The organism is Cellulosimicrobium sp. ES-005 (assembly GCF_040448685.1).
Taxonomy (GTDB): Bacteria; Actinomycetota; Actinomycetes; order Actinomycetales; family Cellulomonadaceae; genus Cellulosimicrobium; species Cellulosimicrobium cellulans_G.
This window is the reverse complement of sequence record NZ_CP159290.1, coordinates 419,107-438,062: the sequence shown is the minus strand read 5'-3', so window position 1 is coordinate 438,062 and position 18,956 is coordinate 419,107. Positions and strand designations below refer to the sequence as shown.

At 73.0% G+C, this 18,956-nt stretch carries 14 protein-coding genes, 1 tRNA gene and 3 pseudogenes; 9 read left to right on the top strand and 9 right to left on the bottom strand.

Annotated elements, in window-relative coordinates:
- The first annotated feature begins 71 nt into the window (after positions 1–71).
- The 3 genes from ABRQ22_RS01935 (at position 72) to ABRQ22_RS01925 (ending at position 3,614) form a co-directional block, all read left to right on the top strand.
- Entirely contained in the window at positions 72–2,420 is a 2,349-nt protein-coding gene (locus ABRQ22_RS01935; RefSeq protein ID WP_253053900.1) for a transglycosylase domain-containing protein, read from the top strand.
- Positions 2,421–2,443: 23 nt separating this feature from the next.
- Positions 2,444–3,382 (top strand): metallophosphoesterase, encoded by a 939-nt coding sequence (locus ABRQ22_RS01930; protein ID WP_253054902.1) that lies wholly within the window; start codon positions 2,444–2,446, stop codon positions 3,380–3,382.
- A 155-nt stretch (positions 3,383–3,537) separates the two neighbouring features.
- Positions 3,538–3,614 (top strand) — tRNA-Pro (locus ABRQ22_RS01925).
- A 38-nt stretch (positions 3,615–3,652) separates the two neighbouring features.
- Here the strand turns inward: ABRQ22_RS01925 and ABRQ22_RS01920 are convergent.
- Together ABRQ22_RS01920 and ABRQ22_RS01915 are read right to left on the bottom strand one after the other, a co-directional pair.
- Positions 3,653–3,898, bottom strand: a pseudogene (locus tag ABRQ22_RS01920) (tyrosine-type recombinase/integrase); the annotation flags it as partial.
- A gap of 148 nt (positions 3,899–4,046) precedes the next feature.
- Positions 4,047–4,208 (bottom strand): annotated as a pseudogene (locus ABRQ22_RS01915) (helix-turn-helix domain-containing protein); the annotation flags it as partial.
- A gap of 148 nt (positions 4,209–4,356) precedes the next feature.
- Between ABRQ22_RS01915 and ABRQ22_RS01910 the strand changes: the two are divergent.
- Both ABRQ22_RS01910 and ABRQ22_RS01905 read left to right on the top strand, forming a co-directional pair.
- Complete coding sequence (locus tag ABRQ22_RS01910) at positions 4,357–4,566, top strand: hypothetical protein (RefSeq protein ID WP_353708381.1); 210 nt, start codon at positions 4,357–4,359, stop codon at positions 4,564–4,566.
- 406 nt (positions 4,567–4,972) lie between these two features.
- The gene (locus ABRQ22_RS01905; protein ID WP_353708380.1) at positions 4,973–5,992 is read left to right on the top strand and encodes a ParA family protein; all 1,020 of its coding nucleotides are present in this window, start codon (positions 4,973–4,975) and stop codon (positions 5,990–5,992) included.
- A gap of 189 nt (positions 5,993–6,181) precedes the next feature.
- Here the strand turns inward: ABRQ22_RS01905 and ABRQ22_RS01900 are convergent, their stop codons facing one another.
- Entirely contained in the window at positions 6,182–7,027 is an 846-nt protein-coding gene (locus tag ABRQ22_RS01900; protein WP_353708379.1) for a hypothetical protein, read from the bottom strand.
- 257 nt (positions 7,028–7,284) lie between these two features.
- Here ABRQ22_RS01900 and ABRQ22_RS01895 point away from each other — a divergent pair, with 257 nt between their 5' ends.
- Positions 7,285–8,520, top strand: coding sequence for an FAD-dependent oxidoreductase (locus ABRQ22_RS01895; RefSeq protein ID WP_353708378.1), 1,236 nt, complete (start codon positions 7,285–7,287; stop codon positions 8,518–8,520).
- A gap of 121 nt (positions 8,521–8,641) precedes the next feature.
- Here ABRQ22_RS01895 and ABRQ22_RS01890 read toward each other — a convergent pair whose 3' ends face one another.
- The 4 genes and pseudogenes from ABRQ22_RS01890 to ABRQ22_RS01875 all read right to left on the bottom strand — a co-directional run bounded on the left by ABRQ22_RS01890 (position 8,642) and on the right by ABRQ22_RS01875 (position 13,200).
- Complete coding sequence (locus ABRQ22_RS01890) at positions 8,642–9,775, bottom strand: bifunctional 2-methylcitrate synthase/citrate synthase (RefSeq protein ID WP_353708377.1); 1,134 nt, start codon at positions 9,773–9,775, stop codon at positions 8,642–8,644.
- Positions 9,776–9,854: 79 nt separating this feature from the next.
- On the bottom strand, positions 9,855–10,772 hold the full coding sequence (gene prpB / locus ABRQ22_RS01885; RefSeq protein WP_085387314.1) for a methylisocitrate lyase: 918 nt from the start codon (positions 10,770–10,772) through the stop codon (positions 9,855–9,857).
- A 152-nt stretch (positions 10,773–10,924) separates the two neighbouring features.
- Positions 10,925–12,439, bottom strand: a pseudogene (locus ABRQ22_RS01880) (MmgE/PrpD family protein); the annotation flags it as partial.
- A 29-nt stretch (positions 12,440–12,468) separates the two neighbouring features.
- A complete protein-coding gene (locus tag ABRQ22_RS01875; protein ID WP_253053912.1) occupies positions 12,469–13,200 on the bottom strand; it encodes a GntR family transcriptional regulator in 732 nt (243 codons plus the stop codon).
- 116 nt (positions 13,201–13,316) lie between these two features.
- On the opposite strand from ABRQ22_RS01875, the gene ABRQ22_RS01870 reads away from it, so the two are divergent.
- Both ABRQ22_RS01870 and sigJ read left to right on the top strand, forming a co-directional pair.
- Positions 13,317–14,072, top strand: a complete 756-nt coding sequence (locus ABRQ22_RS01870; RefSeq protein WP_353708376.1) for an NAD(P)H-binding protein — start codon at positions 13,317–13,319, stop codon at positions 14,070–14,072.
- A complete protein-coding gene (gene sigJ, locus ABRQ22_RS01865) occupies positions 14,069–15,013 on the top strand; it encodes an RNA polymerase sigma factor SigJ (protein ID WP_353708375.1) in 945 nt (314 codons plus the stop codon). The genes ABRQ22_RS01870 and sigJ overlap by 4 nt, the downstream gene beginning before the upstream one ends.
- Positions 15,014–15,017: 4 nt before the next feature.
- Here the strand turns inward: sigJ and ABRQ22_RS01860 are convergent, their stop codons facing one another.
- Positions 15,018–15,758 (bottom strand): DUF2625 family protein, encoded by a 741-nt coding sequence (locus tag ABRQ22_RS01860; protein ID WP_353708374.1) that lies wholly within the window; start codon positions 15,756–15,758, stop codon positions 15,018–15,020.
- Between the two features lie 224 nt (positions 15,759–15,982).
- On the opposite strand from ABRQ22_RS01860, the gene ABRQ22_RS01855 reads away from it, so the two are divergent.
- Complete coding sequence (locus ABRQ22_RS01855) at positions 15,983–17,461, top strand: DUF4232 domain-containing protein (RefSeq protein ID WP_353708373.1); 1,479 nt, start codon at positions 15,983–15,985, stop codon at positions 17,459–17,461.
- Between the two features lie 43 nt (positions 17,462–17,504).
- Here ABRQ22_RS01855 and ABRQ22_RS01850 read toward each other — a convergent pair whose 3' ends face one another.
- A complete protein-coding gene (locus ABRQ22_RS01850) occupies positions 17,505–18,587 on the bottom strand; it encodes a 3-deoxy-7-phosphoheptulonate synthase (protein ID WP_353709485.1) in 1,083 nt (360 codons plus the stop codon).
- Positions 18,588–18,956: the final 369 nt, after the last annotated feature.

The following is an 18,956-nucleotide window of genomic DNA, read 5'->3' as shown; positions in this document are numbered from 1 at the left end:
ACACAACCCGCACACCCGCGAGCCCCGGGATCCCGGGGCCCTCCCAGGGCCGCTCCCGTAGGGTTGGCACCATGGCTTCCCCTGTGCGTCCTCGCGGCCGGCAGATCAACGCGTACCAGCTCGTCGCCCTCTTCCTGGCGTTCGTGCTGGTCTCCGGCGTGGGCGGCGTCCTCGCGGCCGGACTGCTCGTCCCGCTCGCCGCCGGGGCGAACACGGCGACCGACACCGCCGTCGAGGTGTTCGACGAGCTGCCGGCGGACCTCGAGCCGGGCCCGCTGTCCGAGCAGTCGCGCATCTACGCCAACGACGGCACGACGCGCCTCGCGACGTTCTACACCGAGAACCGGATCGTGGTCCCGCTGGACCAGGTCTCGGACGCGATGAAGAACGCGGTCATCGCGATCGAGGACAAGCGCTTCTGGGACCACGGCGGCGTCGACGTCGAGGGTCTCCCCCGCGCGGTCGTCAACAACATCACGGGCGGCGACACCCAGGGCGCCTCGACGCTCACGCAGCAGTACGTGAAGAACGTGCTCATCGAGCAGGCGGTCCGCGAGAACGACACCATGGCGCTCTACGAGGCCAACGAGAAGTCGCTCGGGCGCAAGGCGCGCGAGGCCAAGCTGGCCATCGCGCTCGAGAAGAAGATGACCAAGGAGGAGATCCTCCAGGGGTACCTCAACATCGCGCAGTTCGGCCGCTCGGTCTACGGCGTGGAGACGGCGGCGCGGCACTACTTCAACAAGAGCGCGATCGATCTCGACTACGTCGAGGCCGCGACGATCGCGGGGATCACCAAGGCGCCGTCGACGTACGACCCGACCACGGAGCCGGAGAACGCCCAGAAGCGTCGCGACATCGTGCTCAACCAGATGTACCAGCAGGGGTACATCACCCGGGAGGAGTACGACACGGGCCGCGCCCGTCCGATCGCCGACACGCTCTCCGTCCAGCCGCTCGAGGCGGGCTGCCAGGCATCCGGCGGATCGGCGTTCTTCTGCGACTACGTCACGAAGATCATCATGTCCGACCCGGTGTTCGGCGAGACCAAGGAGGAGCGCCAGACGCTGCTCTACCGCGGCGGCCTCGACATCTACACGACGCTCGACCCCGCCATGCAGGCAGCGGCAGAGCAGCACGCCTCGGCGGCGGTCCCGGCGGACGACCCGAGCCAGATCGAGGACGCGATCGTCACCGTCGAGCCGGGGACCGGCAAGATCCTCGCGATGGCGCAGAACCGCGCGTTCGACAACACCCAGGAGCCCGCGCCGAACACGACGGCGGTCAACTACAGCGTCGACCAGGCCCACGGGTCGTCCAACGGGTTCTCCCCCGGCTCGACGTGGAAGCCGTTCGTGCTCGCCGAGTGGCTCAACCAGGGGCACTCGCTCTACGAGACCGTGAGCGCCAACAAGCGCACCTGGACGATCAACCGCGACTTCCACGCGAGCTGCACGCGGCTCGGGAACGAGAAGTGGACCCCCGCGAACTCCGACGGGCCCGGCAGCGGGTCGATGTCGGTCCTCAAGGCGACGTACAACTCCGTCAACACCGCGTACACCACGATGGCGAGCCAGCTCGACCTGTGCGGCATCGCGACCACCGCGAAGGCCGCCGGGTTCCAGCCGTCGATGCTCCGGGACGAGGGCAACATCGACATCAACGCGTCGATGATCCTCGGCACCCAGAACTCCTCCCCGCTGCAGATGGCCGCGGCGTACGCGACGTTCGCGAGCGGCGGCACGTACTGCTCGCCCGTCGCGATCACCAAGGTCCTCGACTCCGACGGCCAGGAGCTCCCGGTGCCGTCCGCGAACTGCCAGCCCAACGCCATCGACCCGACGGTCGCGAACACGGTCACCTACGCGCTGCAGCAGGTGCTCACGCAGGGCTCCGGGCGCGGCAACGGTCTCGCCGACGGGCGTCCTGCCGCCGGCAAGACCGGCACGGCGAACAACAACACGCACACGTGGTTCATCGGGTACACCCCGCAGGTCGTCACCGCCGTGTGGATCGGCAACGCCGAGAGCGACGTCCCGATGAACGGGCGCTTCACGATCAACGGGAAGACCCGCCCCTACTGGTACGGCTCGAGCCTGGCCGCGCCGACCTGGCGCGACTACATGAACCAGATCCTCGCCGGCCAGCCCGCCCCGGGCTTCGCCGACCCGGACTGGAAGCGGATCAACGCCCCCGCCCCGCCCCCCACGGCGCCGACGACCCCCGAGGGTGGCGGCGGCGACCAGGGCGGCGGCCAGGGTGGTGACCAGGGCGGCGGCGACCAGGGCGGCGGCGACGCCCCCGACGCCGACGCCGGCGGAGGTCGTGGCGACCGCGGTGACCGCGGGAACGGGGCCGGCCGCGACGACGTCGACCTCGGCGAGTGGTTCGGCAACCTCGGCGGCGGGGGGAACGGCTGAGCGCCGTCGGCCCGCGCCGGGCCCTGCGCGGGCTCGGTGCGCTCGCCGCAGTCGGTCTGGCGGGCGTCGCGTACGCGCACGTCGAGACCAAGCTCTTCACGCTCCGCCGGGTGACCGTGCCCGTGCTGCCCGCCGGCACGCCCGACCTGCGGGTGCTCCACGTCTCGGACCTCCACCTGGTCCCCAGCCAGCGGCGCAAGATCGAGTGGGTGCGCTCGCTCGCCGAGCTCGAGCCGGACCTCGTCGTCGACACGGGAGACAACCTCGCGCACGTCGACTCGCTCGAACCCCTGCTGCACGCGCTCGAGCCGCTGCTGTCGGCTCCCGGAGCCTTCGTCATGGGGTCGAACGACTACTACGCGCCCGTCCCCAAGAACCCGGCGCGGTACCTCCTGCCGGACGCGCGCGTGCCGTTCGCGTCCCAGGCACGCCTGCTGCCCGCGAGCGAGCTCGCCGCGGCGATGCGTGACGCGGGCTGGGTCGACCTCACGAACCGTCGCGACGTCCTCGAGGTCGGCGGCGTCCGCCTCGACCTCGTCGGCGTGGACGACCCCCACCTCGACCGGGACGTCTTCCCGGCGCCCACCGCGCCGGACGGCCGCCACGACGGCCCCGAGGCGCCGTCGAGCGACGGACCGGTGCTCCGCGTCGGGGTCACGCACGCCCCGTACCGGCGCGTCCTGGACGCCATGCACGACGACGCCGCGGAGCTGATCCTCGCGGGCCACACCCACGGCGGGCAGCTCTGCGTGCCCGGGTTCGGCGCGCTCGTCACGAACTGCGACATCGACCGACGGCGGGCCAAGGGCCTGCACGGCTGGCCCGGGGCGCGGCCCGACGCACCGGGCGGCGAGGACTCGACGTGGCTCCACGTCTCCGCCGGAGCGGGCACCTCGCCGTACGCGCAGGTGCGATTCGCGTGCCGACCCGAGGCGACGCTGCTCACCCTGACGGCACGCTGACCGCGGTGCGCCGCCCTCACCGCGAGGGCGCGCACCGGGTGTCGCCGGGGTCACGGGAATCGAGTTTCGTCGCACGGCACTTCGTCGGCTATTCTGAGCAGGCTTCCCGCGCGGAAGACGAGGACTCCTCGTCGATCGTCGTGCGGACGAGCAACCGGGGTGTGGCGCAGCTTGGTAGCGCGCTTCGTTCGGGACGAAGAGGTCGCAGGTTCAAATCCTGTCACCCCGACCAGGCAGAAGGCCCGGAATCGCCACGATTCCGGGCCTTCGTCATGTCACGACAGCGAGCGTCGGCGCGGCCGGTGGGCAAGCTTTGGGCACAACCGCGGACGACGCAGCCACATCGAGCGCTACCGCGACGGCGTCGAGGTCGTCGTCGAACAGGTCGGCGTACCGGTCGAGCGTCATGGCCGCGGACGCGTGCCCGAGCATCCGCTGCACGGCCTTCACGTTCGCGCCCGCGGACACCGCGAGCGACGCCGCGGTGTGCCGCAGGTCGTGCGGGGTCAGGCGCGGGAAGTCCCGGTCCCCCGACCCGACGTCGACGACCGCGAAGTGCTCGAGCGCCGGGGCGTCCCACGCGGCCGCCGCTACGTCTGGGCCGTAACGGGACGACCTTCCGCGCATCGAGCTCGTGCGGGCACGGGTCTCCGTTCATCCACGCCTCGAGGCAGCCCTCACGCACGCACCACCGGCCCCGCTTCACTCGCTGCGCGCCGTGCAGCTCGCCGCCACGCATGGCGTCCCGCACCGTCTCCTCATGGCACCGCGCCGCCACGGCCGCCTCCGCGGCCGTCAACCAGGCCCCGAACCCGTCGTCTCTCACGTCGCGACGGTAGCGCGCGCGAAGGGGCACTCTGACCGCTCGACGATCCCCGAGACGCGCAGACGACGACGCAAGCGGCGCTGCTCGGGTAGACCCTCCTCACGAGCGTCGGCCGACCGGGCCGACCCCAACCCGAGAGGACGCGATCATGCCCGTCACCATCCACAAGACCTCGACCTACCTCTACACCATCGCCCGCGACAGGACGGGGGTTCTGGTAGGTCTCTCACGCGGCAAGGCGCGCGAACTCACCACCGAGCGCGATCACGACCGAGCACGGCACGAGGCGAGCAACCCCCGGCGCCACGGCGGGCAGGTGCTCGTCATCGCCGACGACGGCACCGCGACGATCGAGTAGCCCGCCGCTCGCGGCGTGGACACCCATTGGACACAACTGCGGTCCACCGTGCCAGCCGTGAGTTCACCCCTAGAGCCCATCGAGTCGCAGGTTCCCGCCGATCCTCGCCCGTGCCTGCGGTGCGGCGAGAAACTCGGGACGAAGCTGTCGCAGGTTCAAGTCCTGTCACCCCGACCAGCCGAGAGGCCCTCCGACCAGCGGAAACGCTGAGTCGGGGGGCCTCATTTTTTGGCGCCTTGCGCCCCGCGCGCGATAGCGATCCGTTGGCCCTCGGGTCGGGATCTCGCCTCTCGCCGACCTACCCCGTGCGCACAGGCGGCCCTCTCGCACTAGACACACGTCCTCACGGGACGGTACGGTGTCCAAATCGGACACCATGGCGTCCGAGCAGACCGGAGGGTATGACGTGACAACCTACGCCTACTGGAACAACAAGGGCGGCACGGGCAAGACCAGCCTGTGCTTCCAGTCCATCTGCTTCTATGCCCATAGCCATCCCGGGGAACGTGTCCTCGCGATTGACGTCTGCCCGCAAGCGAATCTCTCCGAGTTGTTCTTGGGCGGCCTGGCGAACGAGGGAAGTACCCGCCTGCTCGCCCGCCAAGGCGAGACCGTCCGCGCGACCATCGGCGGCTACTTCCAGCTTCGGCTGCCGGCTCCGTACTCGCCGCCCTCGATCAACGCGCACGACTTCATCACCACGCCAGCTGATTTCAATCCGGACATCCCGACCAATGTCGACCTGATCTGTGGCGATCCTCTGCTCGAACTCCAGTCCAACGCGATCTCGACTCTCGCGAACAACCAGATCCCGGGTACGAATGCCTGGGTCGCCGTTGTCGACTGGCTCCGCGATCTGCTCGCAGACATCCAGGACGACTACGACACCATCTTCATCGACTGCAACCCGAGCTTCTCGATCTACACACAGATCGCTCTGTCCGCCGTGGACCGACTCGTGCTGCCGGTCATGGCCGACGATTCCTCGCGCCGCGCTATCCAGAACGCCTTCTCGCTCGTCTACGGTCTGAAGCTTCCGTCTGACATCTATCAGTCCTACGCCTTCGCCACCCGTCTCATTGAAGAAGGTCGCGAGCTGCCCAAGGTCCACCTCATCGCGAAGAACCGGATCACTCAGTACATGGGCTCTGCGTCGGCCTACGCGGCCGTGCTTCGATCGATCGACGACGATGTCGCGAAGTTGATCAGTAGCAACCCCAGCATCTTCACCTTCAGCGACGTCGCCAGCGGGGTCGTCAACATTCGGGACTTCCAGACCACAGGAGTTGTCGCGTTCGCGCAGGGCACTCCGCTCTACGCTCTCAAGTCAGGCAAGCGGACGGTGCTAGGACACCGCGTGACTGTCCATGAGGACTACCGATTGAACATGGTGGACGCTATGAACAGCCTCACCGCGAAGCTCTGAGGCTCGTCCGGCGACACGTCGGCTCCATCGGGCTGACGTGTCGCCGTCTAGAGCAAGGCAAGCGGTTCTTGGTTGGAATGTCGAAGCCATCGCAGCAGGTCTGTGCCTCGCTCTCATCGCACGAGATGGTCTTTGCTCCATCAAGGCAGCCTCGGACTTACGTGGAATCGAGGTGTATCCTGCCGCAGCCTAGGATTGGTGAGCCGCGAGGCCGATCGCTGTCCCAGCGGCGTCGCACGGTGGGTCGATCGTCACCCCCGCCGCCTCCGCCTCCCCCACCAGGAGGACGAGGGCGCGCTCCATCGCCGTCGGCTGCAGCTTGCCGACCTGGTGCCCGTGCGGATGGTCGAAGAACGCGAGCAGGCACAGCAGGAGCGTGATGACGAGCGTGACGCTGCCCATGAGCAGGCCCTGCGTCGCGGCACGCTCCGCGGAGTCGGCGAAGAAGAGCAGGAAGACGAAGACGGTCGCGGAGACGACGAAGAGGACGAGCCACAGCGGCAGCGGGATCAGGCCCTCCGCGCCGTGCACGCGGGACTGGCGGGCGTCCTCGCGGTCCGCGGTCTGGTCCATCCACCGGTCGTAGGCGGACTGCTGCGTGTCCGACGCGGGGACGACGTCGCGCACGGTCCGGTAGAGCGCGACCCCCCACGGGTTGACGGCCTCGCCGAGCTCGCCGTCCGCCATCTGCTCCCACTCGTTCGCGACGACGTACCGGGCGTAGCAGACGAGCTCACCGGAGAGCCGCGCCGCGTCGTCGGGGGCGAAGAACTGTGCGGTCTCCAGCTGCTGCACGACGATCCGCGCCTCGGCCTCAGCGCCGCTCCTCGCCTCGTCGTAGGACTCGAAGGCGAGGAAGACGATGAAACCGAGGAGCACCGAGAAGCCGGTGGCGACCACCCCGAAGACCCCGGACGCCCGGTCGCCGTCGCTGAACCGGCTGCCGGCCGGTGCACGCCGCCGGACGAGCAGCATCGTCGCGACCGCCACGGCGACGACGACGGCGGTCACGATCGCGCCGACGACGATGCTCACGGCACCTCCTCCGCGCGGGGACCGCCGCGCGGTGCACGACGGTGCTGTCGTGGACAGCCTGCCCGTGCGCACCGCACGGGGCGTCACGCGAAACGCATGAACGCTGCCACGGCGCGGCGGCGCGAACCGGCGTGCGCCACGCCCAGGGCCGTGCCCACACCTGCCATCGCACCTTGCACCTCGCACCTCGCACACGATCGCGCGAGACTGGGGCCGTCCGCCCGAGTCCGGGGCACCGAGTCACCGCGGAGGTTCTGATGAGCGCTGGACGTCACGTCGTCGTCGGAGGAGGGCTCGCCGCCGCGAAGGCCGTCGAGACGCTGCGCGACGAGGGCTACGACGGCGGGCTGACCGTCGTCGCGCGCGAGCGGCACCGGCCGTACGAGCGGCCGCCGCTGTCGAAGGACTACCTGCGCGGCGAGGCGGAGCGCGAGTCGGTGTTCCCCCTCTCCGCGGACTGGTACGCCGAGCACGACGTCGAGCTCCTCACCGGGACCGACGCGACCGCCGTCGACCTCGCGGGCCGGAGCGTGTCCCTCGCCGACGGCCGGACCCTGCCGTACGAGAAATTGCTGCTCGCCACGGGATCGGCCCCGCGCCGAATCCCGCTGCCCGGCCTCGACCTGGACGGCGTCCACGAGCTGCGCACGCTCGACGAAAGCGACGCGCTCGCCGCCGCGCTGCGCGCCGCCCACGACGGCGGCACGGGGCGGCTCGTCATCGTCGGCGACGGGTGGATCGGGCTCGAGGTCGCGGCGTCGGCCCGCACGCTCGGTCTGGACGTCACGGTGATCGGGCTCGGCACGCACCCGCTCGAGCGCGTCCTCGGCCCGGAGATGGGCGAGCTGTACGGGCAGGTCCACGCCGACCACGGCGTCCACCTCCACCGCCGCGCCCAGGTCACGGGCATCTCGGGCTCAGGCGGCCGCGCGACGGGCGTCGACCTCGCCGACGGGACCCACGTCGACGCCGACCTCGTGCTCGTCGCCGTCGGCGCGGTCCCGAACATCGGGCTCGCCCGGGACGCGGGCCTCGCGCTCGACTCCTCGACGGGCGGCGTCGTCGCCTCGGCGACGCTCCAGACCACCGACCCCGACGTCTTCGTCGCCGGCGACATCGCGAGCGTCCCGTCCGCGCGCTACGGAAGGTCGGTGCGCGTCGAGCACTGGGCGACGGCCCTCAACCAGGGTCCGCACGCCGCGCGCGCGATGCTCGGCGCGACCGACCCCTACCCCGAGCTGCCGTACTTCTTCTCCGACCAGTACGACGTCGGCATGGAGTACCTCGGCTTCGTCGCCGGCCCCGAGGCCTACGACGAGGTCGTGGTCTCCGGCTCGGTCCCCGACCGCGAGCTCGTCGCGTTCTGGCTCAAGGACGGCCGCGTCGAGGCCGGCATGGCCGTCAACGTCTGGGACCGCATGGAGGACGTCAAGGCCCTCATCCACCGCGACGCTCCGGTCGACCGCACCGACCTGGAGTCCTTCGTCTCCTGAGCCCCTGAGCCCCTGAGCCCCTGAGCAGGCGATCCCAGCCGTTCGAGCAGGTGGTCCTGGCTCGTCCGGGGGGAAGGGACGCGCCAGGACCACCTGTTCGGCGCAGGGCGGGGGGTCAGGGTCAGGGGAGGTCGCGCTGCTCCGGGCCGACGTAGTCGCTGAGCGGGCGGATGAGGGCGTTGGCGGCGCGCTGCTCCATGACGTGCGCGGTCCAGCCCACCACGCGCGAGGCGACGAACAGCGGGGTGAACATCGGGGTGTCGAAGCCCATGAGGTGGTAGGCGGGGCCGGCCGGGTAGTCGAGGTTGGGGAGGATGTTCTTGCGCTCGGTCATCGCGGTCTCGAGCGCGGTGTAGAGGTCGAGGAGGTCCTGGCGGCCGTAGTGCGCGACGAGGTCGTCGAGCGTCGCGCGCATGGTGGGGACGCGCGAGTCCCCGTGCTTGTAGACACGGTGCCCGAAGCCCATGATCTTGCGCTTGTGGGCGAGCGCGTCGTCGAGCCAGGCCTCGGCGCGGTCGGCGGTGCCGATCTCGGCGAAGGTCGCCATGACGGCCTCGTTCGCGCCGCCGTGGAGCGGGCCCTTGAGCGCCCCGACGGCGCCGGTCACCGCCGAGTGCAGGTCGGACAGCGTCGACGTGATGACGCGCGCCGTGAACGTGGACGCGTTGAACGAGTGCTCGGCGTAGAGCACCATCGACACCTCGAACGCGCGCACGACGGCGGGCTCGGGCTCCTCGCCGAACGTCATCCACAGGAAGTTCTCGGCGTAGGAGAGGTCGTCGCGCGGCTCGACGATCTGCTGCCCGCGACGGCGGCGCTGGTCGAGCGCGACGGCGGCGGGCAGCACGGCCCACAGGCGGACCGCCTTGGCCTGCTCGGCCTCGGGAGACGAGTCCTCGGCGTCGGGGTCGTGCGCGCCGAGCTGGGAGATCGCGGTGCGGACGACGTCCATGGGATGGCACGTCGTCGGGAGCTCGAGGATCGCGTTGCGCACGTTGCCGGGCAGCGCGCGGTGCGCACGCTCGACGGCGGTCTGCTCGGCGAGCTGCTCGGGCGTCGGGAGCTCGCCGTGCCACAGGAGGTACGCGACCTCCTCGAAGCTGCGCCGGGCGGCGAGGTCCTGCACCGGGTAGCCGCGGTAGAGGAGCGAGTTCGTGTCGGGGTTGACCTTCGAGATCGCGGTGACGTCGACGACGACGCCCGCGAGCCCCTTGCGGATCTCGGGCCCCTCGGTGGTGGTCGGGGAGGTAGTCATGCGGTCACTCCTTCGTGCAGCACGGGTCGCGGGGAGATGCCGGTGCCGCGGCCGACGGGCTCGCGGCACCGGCCGGTCGTCAGGGCCGGTAGGTGAAGATGCCCTCGTCGAAGGTGTTGTAGGCGGCGTAGTCGAGCAGCTCGTAGAGGCGCGCGCGCGTCTGCATGCCCTCGACCTGCCCCGCCTGGGTGCCGGTCGCGGCGATCTCGTCGAGCGCGCGCTCGGCCGCGCCCATCGCGACCCGCAGGAGCGTGACGGGGTAGATGATCAGCCGCACGCCGGCGTCGCCGAGCTGGCGGCGCGTGAAGAGCTCGGACTTGCCGAACTCGGTCATGTTGGCGAGCACGGGCACGTCCACGGCTGACGCGACGGCCTCGAACTCCGACAGGTCCTTCATGGCCTCGGGGAAGATCGCATCGGCGCCCGCGTCGACGAGCGCCTTGGCGCGGTCGATCGCGGCGCGCAGCCCGGCGTCGCCGGGGATCGTGCCGCGGACGTCGGTGCGCGCCATGATCAGGAAGCCGGGGTCGCGGCGCGCGTCGGCGGCCGCCCGCACGCGCTTCGCCGCCTCGTCGAGCCCGACGACCTCCTTGCCGTCGAGGTGGCCGCACCGCTTGGGGTTGACCTGGTCCTCGACGTGCGCGCCTGCCACGCCCGCGTCCTCGAGCGCCTGGACGGTGCGCGCGACGTTCATCGGCTCGCCGAAGCCGGTGTCGGCGTCGACGAGCGCGGGCAGGTCGGTGACGCGCGCGATCTGCTGCGAGCGCCCCGCGACCTCGGTGAGGGTCGTGAGGCCGATGTCGGGCAGGCCGAGGTCGGCCGACAGCACGGCCCCCGACACGTACACGCCCTCGAAGCCCTTGTCCTGGATCAGGCGCGCGGACAGCGGGTTGAACGCGCCCGGGAGCCGCAGCGGCTCCCCCGTGGTCGCCGCGGCGTCGAGCGCCGCGCGGAACGCGCGCCGCTTGTCCGACGGCGTCACCTGGCTGTACAGCATCAGCGCGCCTCTCCCTCGGTGGTCGTGGTGCCCGACGCCGCAGGGTCACCCGGTCCGCCCGGCTGCGCCGCGGCGTCGGGCGCCTCGTGCATGGTGAAGCCCTCCCCCTCGAACTCGGCGCGCGCCCCGCCGACCTCGTCGCGTCCGAGCTCGAACAACCCGGTCGGGGTGGGGACGGAGTCGAGCAGCCCCGGGCGGCCGACGATCGTCAGCTCGCGCACCTCGTCCGCCGTGAGCGACGGGAGCCGCTGCGCGAGGTCGAGGAAGCGCTCGATCTCGGCGTCCTCGAGGACGTCGGCCGCGAGCGTGCGGAACTTCTTGACGTACTGCTCGCGCCCGAACGGCCGCGCCCCGAGCGGGTGCGCGTCGGCGACGGCGATCTCGCGGACGAGGCGGCCACCGTCGGCCAGCTCGATCTCCACGCGCCCGCCGAACGCCTTCTCGGCCGGGTCGGTCGAGTGGTAGCGACGCGTCCACTCGGGGTCCTCGGCCGTCGTGACCTTGGCCCACAGCGCGACGGTGTCGGGGCGGCCCGCGCGCTCGGGGGCGTACGAGTCGACGTGGTGCCAGCCGCCGTCCTGCAGCGCGACCGCGAAGATGTACGGGATCGAGTGGTCGAGCGTCTCGCGCGACGCCGTCGGGTCGTACTTCTGCGGGTCGTTCGCGCCGGAGCCGATCACGTAGTGGGTGTGGTGGCTCGTGTGGATGACGATCGACGCGACGTTCTCGGGGTCGGCGAGCCACGGGTGCTCGTCGTGCAGCGCGCGGGCGAGGTCGATGAGCGCCTGCGACTGGTACTCCGCGGAGTGCTCCTTGGTGTAGGTGTCGAGGATCGCGGTCTTCGGCTCGCCGGGGGCCGGGAGCACGACGTCGTACGCCGCGTCCGGGCCGTCGAGCAGCCACGCGACGACGCCGTCCTCGCCCTCGTAGATCGGCTCGGGCGACGTCTGGCCGCGCATCGCCCGGTCGACGGCCTCGACCGCGACCTTGCCCGCGAACGCCGGGGCATGCGCCTTCCACGTGGAGATCTGTCCCTTGCGGGACTGGCGCGTGGCCGTCGTCGTGTGCAGGGCCTGGCCGATCGCCTGGAACACCGTCTCGGTGTCGAGGCCGAGCAGCGTCCCGATGCCCGCCGCGGCCGACGGCCCGAGGTGCGCGACGTGGTCGATCTTGTGCCGGTGCAGGCTGATCGCGCGGACGAGGTCGACCTGGATCTCGTAGCCGGTCGCGATCGCGCGGACGACCGCGGCGCCGTCGGACCCGGCGTGCTGCGCGACGGCGAGGATGGGCGGGATGTTGTCGCCCGGGTGGGAGTACTCGGCGGCGAGGAACGTGTCGTGGAAGTCGAGCTCGCGGACCGCGACGCCGTTCGCCCACGCCGCCCACTCGGGGCTCGTGCGGGTGTCGAGGCCGCAGCCGAACACCGTCGCGCCCGGGGTGTAGGGGTGCGCGAGCGCCTGGCCGCGCGCCGCGACCGCGGGGCCGCGCGTGAGGCTGGCCGCGGCGACGGCCGCGTTGTCGATGACCCGGTTGACCACCATGTCGACGACCTCGGGCGTGACCTCGACGGGATCGGTCGCGAGCTCGGCGAGCTTCCACGCGAGCTGGTCGGTGCGGTCGAGCGGCTCCGCGCTGGGGTAGACGCGCAGGTGGTGGGTGTACGGCATCGGTGTCTCCGTCGTGCGGTGGGCGGTGGTCAGGGGAGGTCGTCGGGCGCCGACCCCGCGCCGCGCAGCGACTGCTCGGCGAGGGCGGCGCTGCGCTCGATGTGGGCCCGCATCGCGGCCTCGGCCGCGGCCGGGTCCCGGCTCGCGATCGCGTCGGCGACGGCGCGGTGCTCGTCGACGTGGTCGGTGGTGCCGACGCGGCGGCGCGCGGCGAGCGCGCGGTACCGGTCGACGTGGCCGCGGATCTGGCGCAGGAGCGCTGACCCCCAGCGGTTGTCGGCGAGCGCCTCGATCTCGCCGTGGAACTGGGCGCCGACGCGCAGCACCTCGTCCTCGTGGTCGCGCACCGCGTCCATGAGGGTCACGAGCCGGACGAGGCGGGCGACGTCGTCGGGCGTGGCGCGCTCGCACGCGTCCCGGGCGAGGAGGCCCTCGAGGCGCGCGCGCACGTCGTAGACGCGGCGCGCGTCCGCCACGTCCAGCGGCGCGACGCGCACTCCCCCGGTCGGCAGCTCGACGACGAGCGCCTCCGCCTGGAGCAGGCGCAGCGCCTCGCGCACCGGGGTCCGGGAGACGCCGAGCTCGGCGGACAGCACGGGCTCGGTGAGGCGTGCGTCGGGCGCGAGGGACCCGTCGATGATGCGGCCGCGCAGGAGGTCGTAGACCGCGCGGGCGCCGGACTGGCGGCGCGCGAGGCCCGCGTCGCCGGGGGCCGTCGCGGCCTGCCCGACGGCGGCGCGCAGGTCGGGCGTCGTCGTCACCCGGCCATCGTGCCACACGCCCTGCGCACTTGTATACAACTAGCGGATCGGTACTCCCGTCCGGCCAGATGTCACAACCGGGGGCGCTGCGGCGTCGTACGGGGATGAGGATCGCAGTGACAGGTGGGACAGGGACGATCGGCCGGCACGTCGTCGCGGCGCTGACCGCGCGCGGGCACGAGGTGCGCGCGCTGAGCCGGCACGCGGAGCGGTACGCCGTCGACCTCCGGACGGGCGCCGGGCTCCCGGCCGCGCTCGCCGGGGTGGACGTGGTCGTGGACGCGAGCAACGCGTCGTCGTCCACGACGGACGCGCGGGCGACGCTCGTCGACGGGACGCGCCGGCTGCTCGCGGCCGAGCACGACGCCGGGGTGCGGCACCACGTGCTCGTCTCGATCGTCGGGTGCCACGATGTGCCGATGGCCTACTACGGCGTGAAGGTCGAGCAGGAGCGGGCGGTCGCCGCCGGCGCCGTCCCGTGGACCGTCGTCGCGGTGACGCAGTTCCACGAGTTCGTCGCCGGGACGCTCGCCGGCGCCGCACGACGTGGCGTCGTGCCGCTGCTGCGTGCCCCGGTCCAGCCGGTGGCGGCGCGGGACGCGGCCTCGGCCGTCGCCGACGCCGCGGAGCGCGAGCCGCTGCGCGGCACCACGACCGTCGCCGGGCCCGAGGTGCTCGATCTGCGGGACGCGGCGCGCGCCTGGCGCGCGGCGACCGGCTCGCGGGCGCTCCCGGTCCGCGTCCCGCTGCCCGGGAAGCTCGGGCGGGCGCTGCGCGCGGGCGGCCTCACCGACCCGCACCCCGACGCGCGCGGCACGACGACCTTCCGCGACTGGCTCGCCGCCCAGCCCGCCGCGACGGCCGCGCGATGAGCACCGACGACTTCGCGCACGCCTTCGAGGCCGAGCGTCCGCGCCTCCTGCGCCTCGCCTACGCGACCACCGGGTCGTGGTCGGACGCCGAGGACTGCGTCCAGGACGCGTGGCTGCGCCTGCGCACCCAGGACCCGGCGTCGATCCGCAACCTCGCGGCGTGGCTCACGACGACCGTCGGGCGCCTCGCGCTCGACGTGCTCGGCAGCGCGCGCGTGCGGCGCGAGCGCTACGTCGGGACGTGGCTGCCCGAGCCCGTCGTCACCGCGCCCGGCGCGCGCTCCCCCGTCGCGTCCTCCGTGGAGGCGACGGCCGGTGCCACCGACCCGGCCGAGCGGGTCACGCTCGACGAGGAGGTGAGCATGGCGCTGCTCGTCGTGCTCGAACGCCTCTCCCCCGCGCAGCGCGTCGCGTTCGTGCTGCACGACGTGTTCGGGCTGCCGTTCGAGGAGGTGGGCGACGTCGTCGGGCGCTCGCCCGCGGCGGTGCGCCAGCTCGCGTCGCGCGCCCGCAAGGACGTCGAGGCGGGGCGCCCGCGCGGCCGGACGTCGCGCGCCGAGCAGGAGCGCGTCGTCGAGGCGTTCGTCGCGGCGTGCGCGGGCGACGACCTGCCGGGACTGCTCGGCCTGCTCGACCCCGACGTGACCCTCCGGGGCGACGGCGGCGGCAAGGTCCGCGCGCTGCGCCACCCGGTCCAGGGGGCTTCGACGGTCGGGGAGGTCCTGCTCTCCTACCTGCGCAACCGGCCGCGGGGCGCGGGCGCCGTCGATGTCAACGGCCGCCCCGGGCTCGCGCTCGTCGACGGCTCGGGGGTGCTCACCGTCCTGGCGTTCACGCTCGTGGACGGGCGCATCGCGGCCCTCGACATCGTCCGCAACCCGGACAAGCTCGGCACGGTGCCGTCGGGGTTGCTCGACGACGCCCGACCCTGGTGGCCCTGACCGGCTACGGCCGGTAGTCCCCGGCCGGCCAGCCCCCGTAGCCGTCGAGGTGCTCGTCGGCGTCGCGCACGTAGTCGTCGACCGGCGTCATGCGCTCGGCCATCTCGAAGTGCCAGTCGACCAGCTCGCCGAGCGGGACGGGGGTGCGCGACGACCGCGCGACGTCGCGCCCCTCCTCGGACCAGAGCGGCGGGTAGAGGCTCAGCCCCTCGTCGAGCCGGACCGTCCCGACCTCGTCGTACCAGCCGGGCCAGCGGACCGTGGCGTAGAACTCCGTCGTCCCACCGCTCACCGCCCACTCGAGGAACGCAGCCTGGCCGAACCCGAGGTCGACCCACGAGAGCGAGTCGGGCGCGAAGTAGTTGACGTTGCCGAGCTGCCCCGGGAGCCCGCCGCCGTTGATCGCGAAGGTGCCGCCCAGCACGTCGTACGCGACGACGAGGACCGACGGCGCGACGCTGTGCTCCCCCGGCTCGCCGAGCCCGTTGACGGTGGCGAGGTCGGGCAGCCCCGCGCCACCCCCGCCGATGATCCGCAGCCACCCGCCGTCGACGACGACCCCGCCCGTGTGGAGCGCGAGCGCGCCCAGCGTCGAGCGGACGGTGACCTGGAGCCGGTAGAGGACCTCGAGCGACCACGCGGGTGCCGGCACGACCTCCACGCCGCCGCGCCCGAGCATGCGGGAGAGCGTCGGCCACGCAGGGTCGTCGACCGCCGCGAGCTCGGCGGCCGTCCTCACTGTCATGGCCGGATCATGCCAGATGTTGCCGGCATCCAGGAGTCCTGCTATGGAGCGGCGCCCGGCAGGTCCCCCGATGGGCTGAAAGACCGATTCGGAAGGGACCCTGCACCCGTCCCGCCGCCGCTCGTCCCTCCGGCGCGGGACGCATGTGAAGACCCCGCGGCGAGCCCGCGCAGACCGCGTCGGTGCGGCCACGTCGCGGCGTCCGCGTGGGTAGCGTCTCGGCCGTGGACGACGAGCGCACCGCACCGACGACGGACGGTACCGACGTAGCTCCGCCGGAGAACGCGACCCGGGTCCCGCGGAGCACGATCGCCGTCGTCGCGTCGGTCGCCGGCGTGGGCCTCGCAGTCGTCGCCGCGCTCCTCGCCCCCGCGGTCCTCGACGCGGCCGTGGCGGACGGACCGGCCGCGCTCCGGTCGTCACCACCGGACGGGTCGACGGCGACGTCGCCCGCACCCGGCGACCCGGAGCACGAGGTCGAGGACATGACCGCGCTCCTGCTCGCCCTGCCGGGCGTCGAGGACGTGCAGACGAACGGGCGGGTGGGCACGTCGGCCGAGATCACGCTCGTGACCCCGCTCCCCTCCCCCGAGGTCGCGCAGCGCACCGCCAGGGACGCGAGCGCGATCGTCGCCGCGGTGCCCGGCGGCGGCGCGTGGTCGCTCCGGGTCGAGGGCACGGACACGGGCGGCGGGACGCTCGCCGTCGAGCACGGCCCGGGGGCGGCCTCCGTCCCCGGCGTCGACCCGGCCACCGGGGAGCCGCGCCCCGACCTCCTCGGTGCCGACGCCGTCGCCGACGCGGTCCGCCTCGTCGCCCACGACTCCGTGCGGCGCGTGTACCTCGCCCCGGGCGCCGCCTCGGTCGACGTCCGCTCGGCCGACGACCTCGTCCCCGTCGCCGCGCTCGTGCGGGCCGAAGGTCGAGGGCTGACGAGCCTCGGCGTCCAGGGCTCCGGTGTCGGCACCTACGACGGCGACGGGCTGACCGTCCCCGACGACGACCTGCTCACGCTCCTGGCCGACGTCGCCGCGGAGCCCGGCGTGACGCAGGTCGTGCACGACGCCGTCCGTGACACGTTCCCGCAGGACCCCCTGCTCACGGTGATCACCTCGGGCGACGCGGCCGTCGTCGCGCGCACGCTCGACGGCGCGGCCTACTCCGGACCCGTGCTCGCGTACCAGGTCCACGGCGCGACCGACGGCGGCGCGTCCGCGACGCGCTCCGGGTTCGTCGCGGGGGTGGCGCCGGCCGCCGGGGCGCGCCCCGCGGGCGCGTGCGCGCCCGGCGACCTCGCGCTCGGGGCCCTGGGGTTCGACGCCGCGGCGGGGCGCCGGTTCCTCACCGTCACGGCCCGCAACGACGGCGCCGCGGAGTGCGTCCTCGCGGGACCGCCCGCGCTCCGCTTCGTCGCCGACGACGGCTCGGAGACGGACGTGCTCCTCGAGCCGGACGACGACGGCCTCGCCCCGCTCACGCTCGCACCCGGCGCCACGGCCTGGGCCGCGCTCTCGTGGCGCGGCGGGTCGACGGCCGACGACCCGCCGCTCGTCACGACGCTGCTCGTGGCCCCGCAGCCTGGCGACCCCGAGTCCGTCGTGGGGCTCACGGGGATCCCCGGCGTCGGGGACGGGCTCGACCTGCTCGGCGGCGGGACCGCGACGATCGGGTCGTGGACGCCCGCGCGGGAGCTCGCGAGCTGACGCGTCACCCGAACGTCGCGGTCGGGCGAGCCCCCGGACCGCCTCAGAGCGCGCGGCGGGTGCGCACCGCGGCGGCGAGCTCGCGCAGAAGGTCGGCCGTGGTGTCCCAGTCGATGCACGCGTCGGTGACGGACTGCCCGTAGACGAGGCCGCTCGGCGCGGGCTTCTGCGCGCCCGCCACGAGGAAGCTCTCCATCATGAGGCCCGTGATGCCCTGCTCGCCCTCGGCCAGCCGCGCGGAGACCTCGCGCACGACCTCCGCCTGGCGCACGTGGCTCTTGCCGGAGTTGCCGTGCGACGCGTCGACCACGAGCCCGTGCTCCGTGACCCCGCCACGGCCCGAGGCGCGCGCGACCGCGAGCGCCGCCGCGACGTCGTCGGCCCCGTAGTTGGGGCCCGAGCGCCCGCCGCGCAGGATGACGTGGCAGTCGGGGTTGCCCGCGGTCTCCACGGCGGCGGCCCGGCCGAGCGAGTCCATGCCGAAGAACGTGTGCTCGCTCGCCGCGGTGATGCAGCCGTCGACCGCGATCTGCACGTCGCCGTCGGTCGCGTTCTTGAACCCGACGGGCATGGACAGGCCCGAGGCGAGCTGGCGGTGCACCTGCGACTCCGCGTTGCGCGCGCCGATCGCACCCCACGACACGGCGTCGGCGATGTACTGCGGGCTCGTCGGCTCGAGGAACTCGCACGCGGCCGGGACGCCGGCGTCGAGCACGCCGAGCAGCACCTCGCGCGCGAGGCGCAGGCCGTGGTGCACGTCGTGCGAGCCGTCGAGGTGCGGGTCGTTGATGAGGCCCTTCCAGCCCACGGTCGTGCGCGGCTTCTCGAAGTAGACGCGCATGACGACCATGAGGTCGTCCGCGAGCTCGTGCGCGACGGCGGCCAGGCGGCCCGCGTACTCCAGCGCGGCCTCGGGATCGTGCACCGAGCACGGGCCGACGATGACGAGGAGGCGGTCGTCGTCGCCCGCGAGGACGTCGCGGACCTCGCGGCGCGACGTCGTCACGAGGTCGCTGCGCGTCGCGCCGAGCGGCAGGTCGGCGAGCATCGTGCGCGGTGCGGGGAGCGCGTCGAGCGCGCGGACCCGCAGGTCGCTCGTGCGGGCCTGGAGCTCGGGGCTGTCCACGGGGTCGACGGTACTCGTCACGCGGTCGGTCGACGCGGTGGACGTCGGGCTGGACGACGCGGTCTCGGGCTGGGTGGTCGTGCTGGTCACGGGAGGCTCCTGGTCTGTGCGGCGGTGGTCGGGGACCGCCGTGAGATCGGAGTGCTCAGCGGTGCCCAGCGGCGCTTCACCGGCCTGCTGCCGCCCGTGGTCCCGGAGCGGCCCGTCTCACGACGAAGGGCCCGGACGCGGTCCGCGTCCAAGGCCCTGTGCTGGCTCCGGGTGGTGATCTGTGGTCAGGCGAACGCCCGCACGGCCCCACCGGGAGCCTGCGTAAAGCGCCAATACCACTGAGAAGTCACGGAGCGACCGTAGCACAGGGCCTCTGCG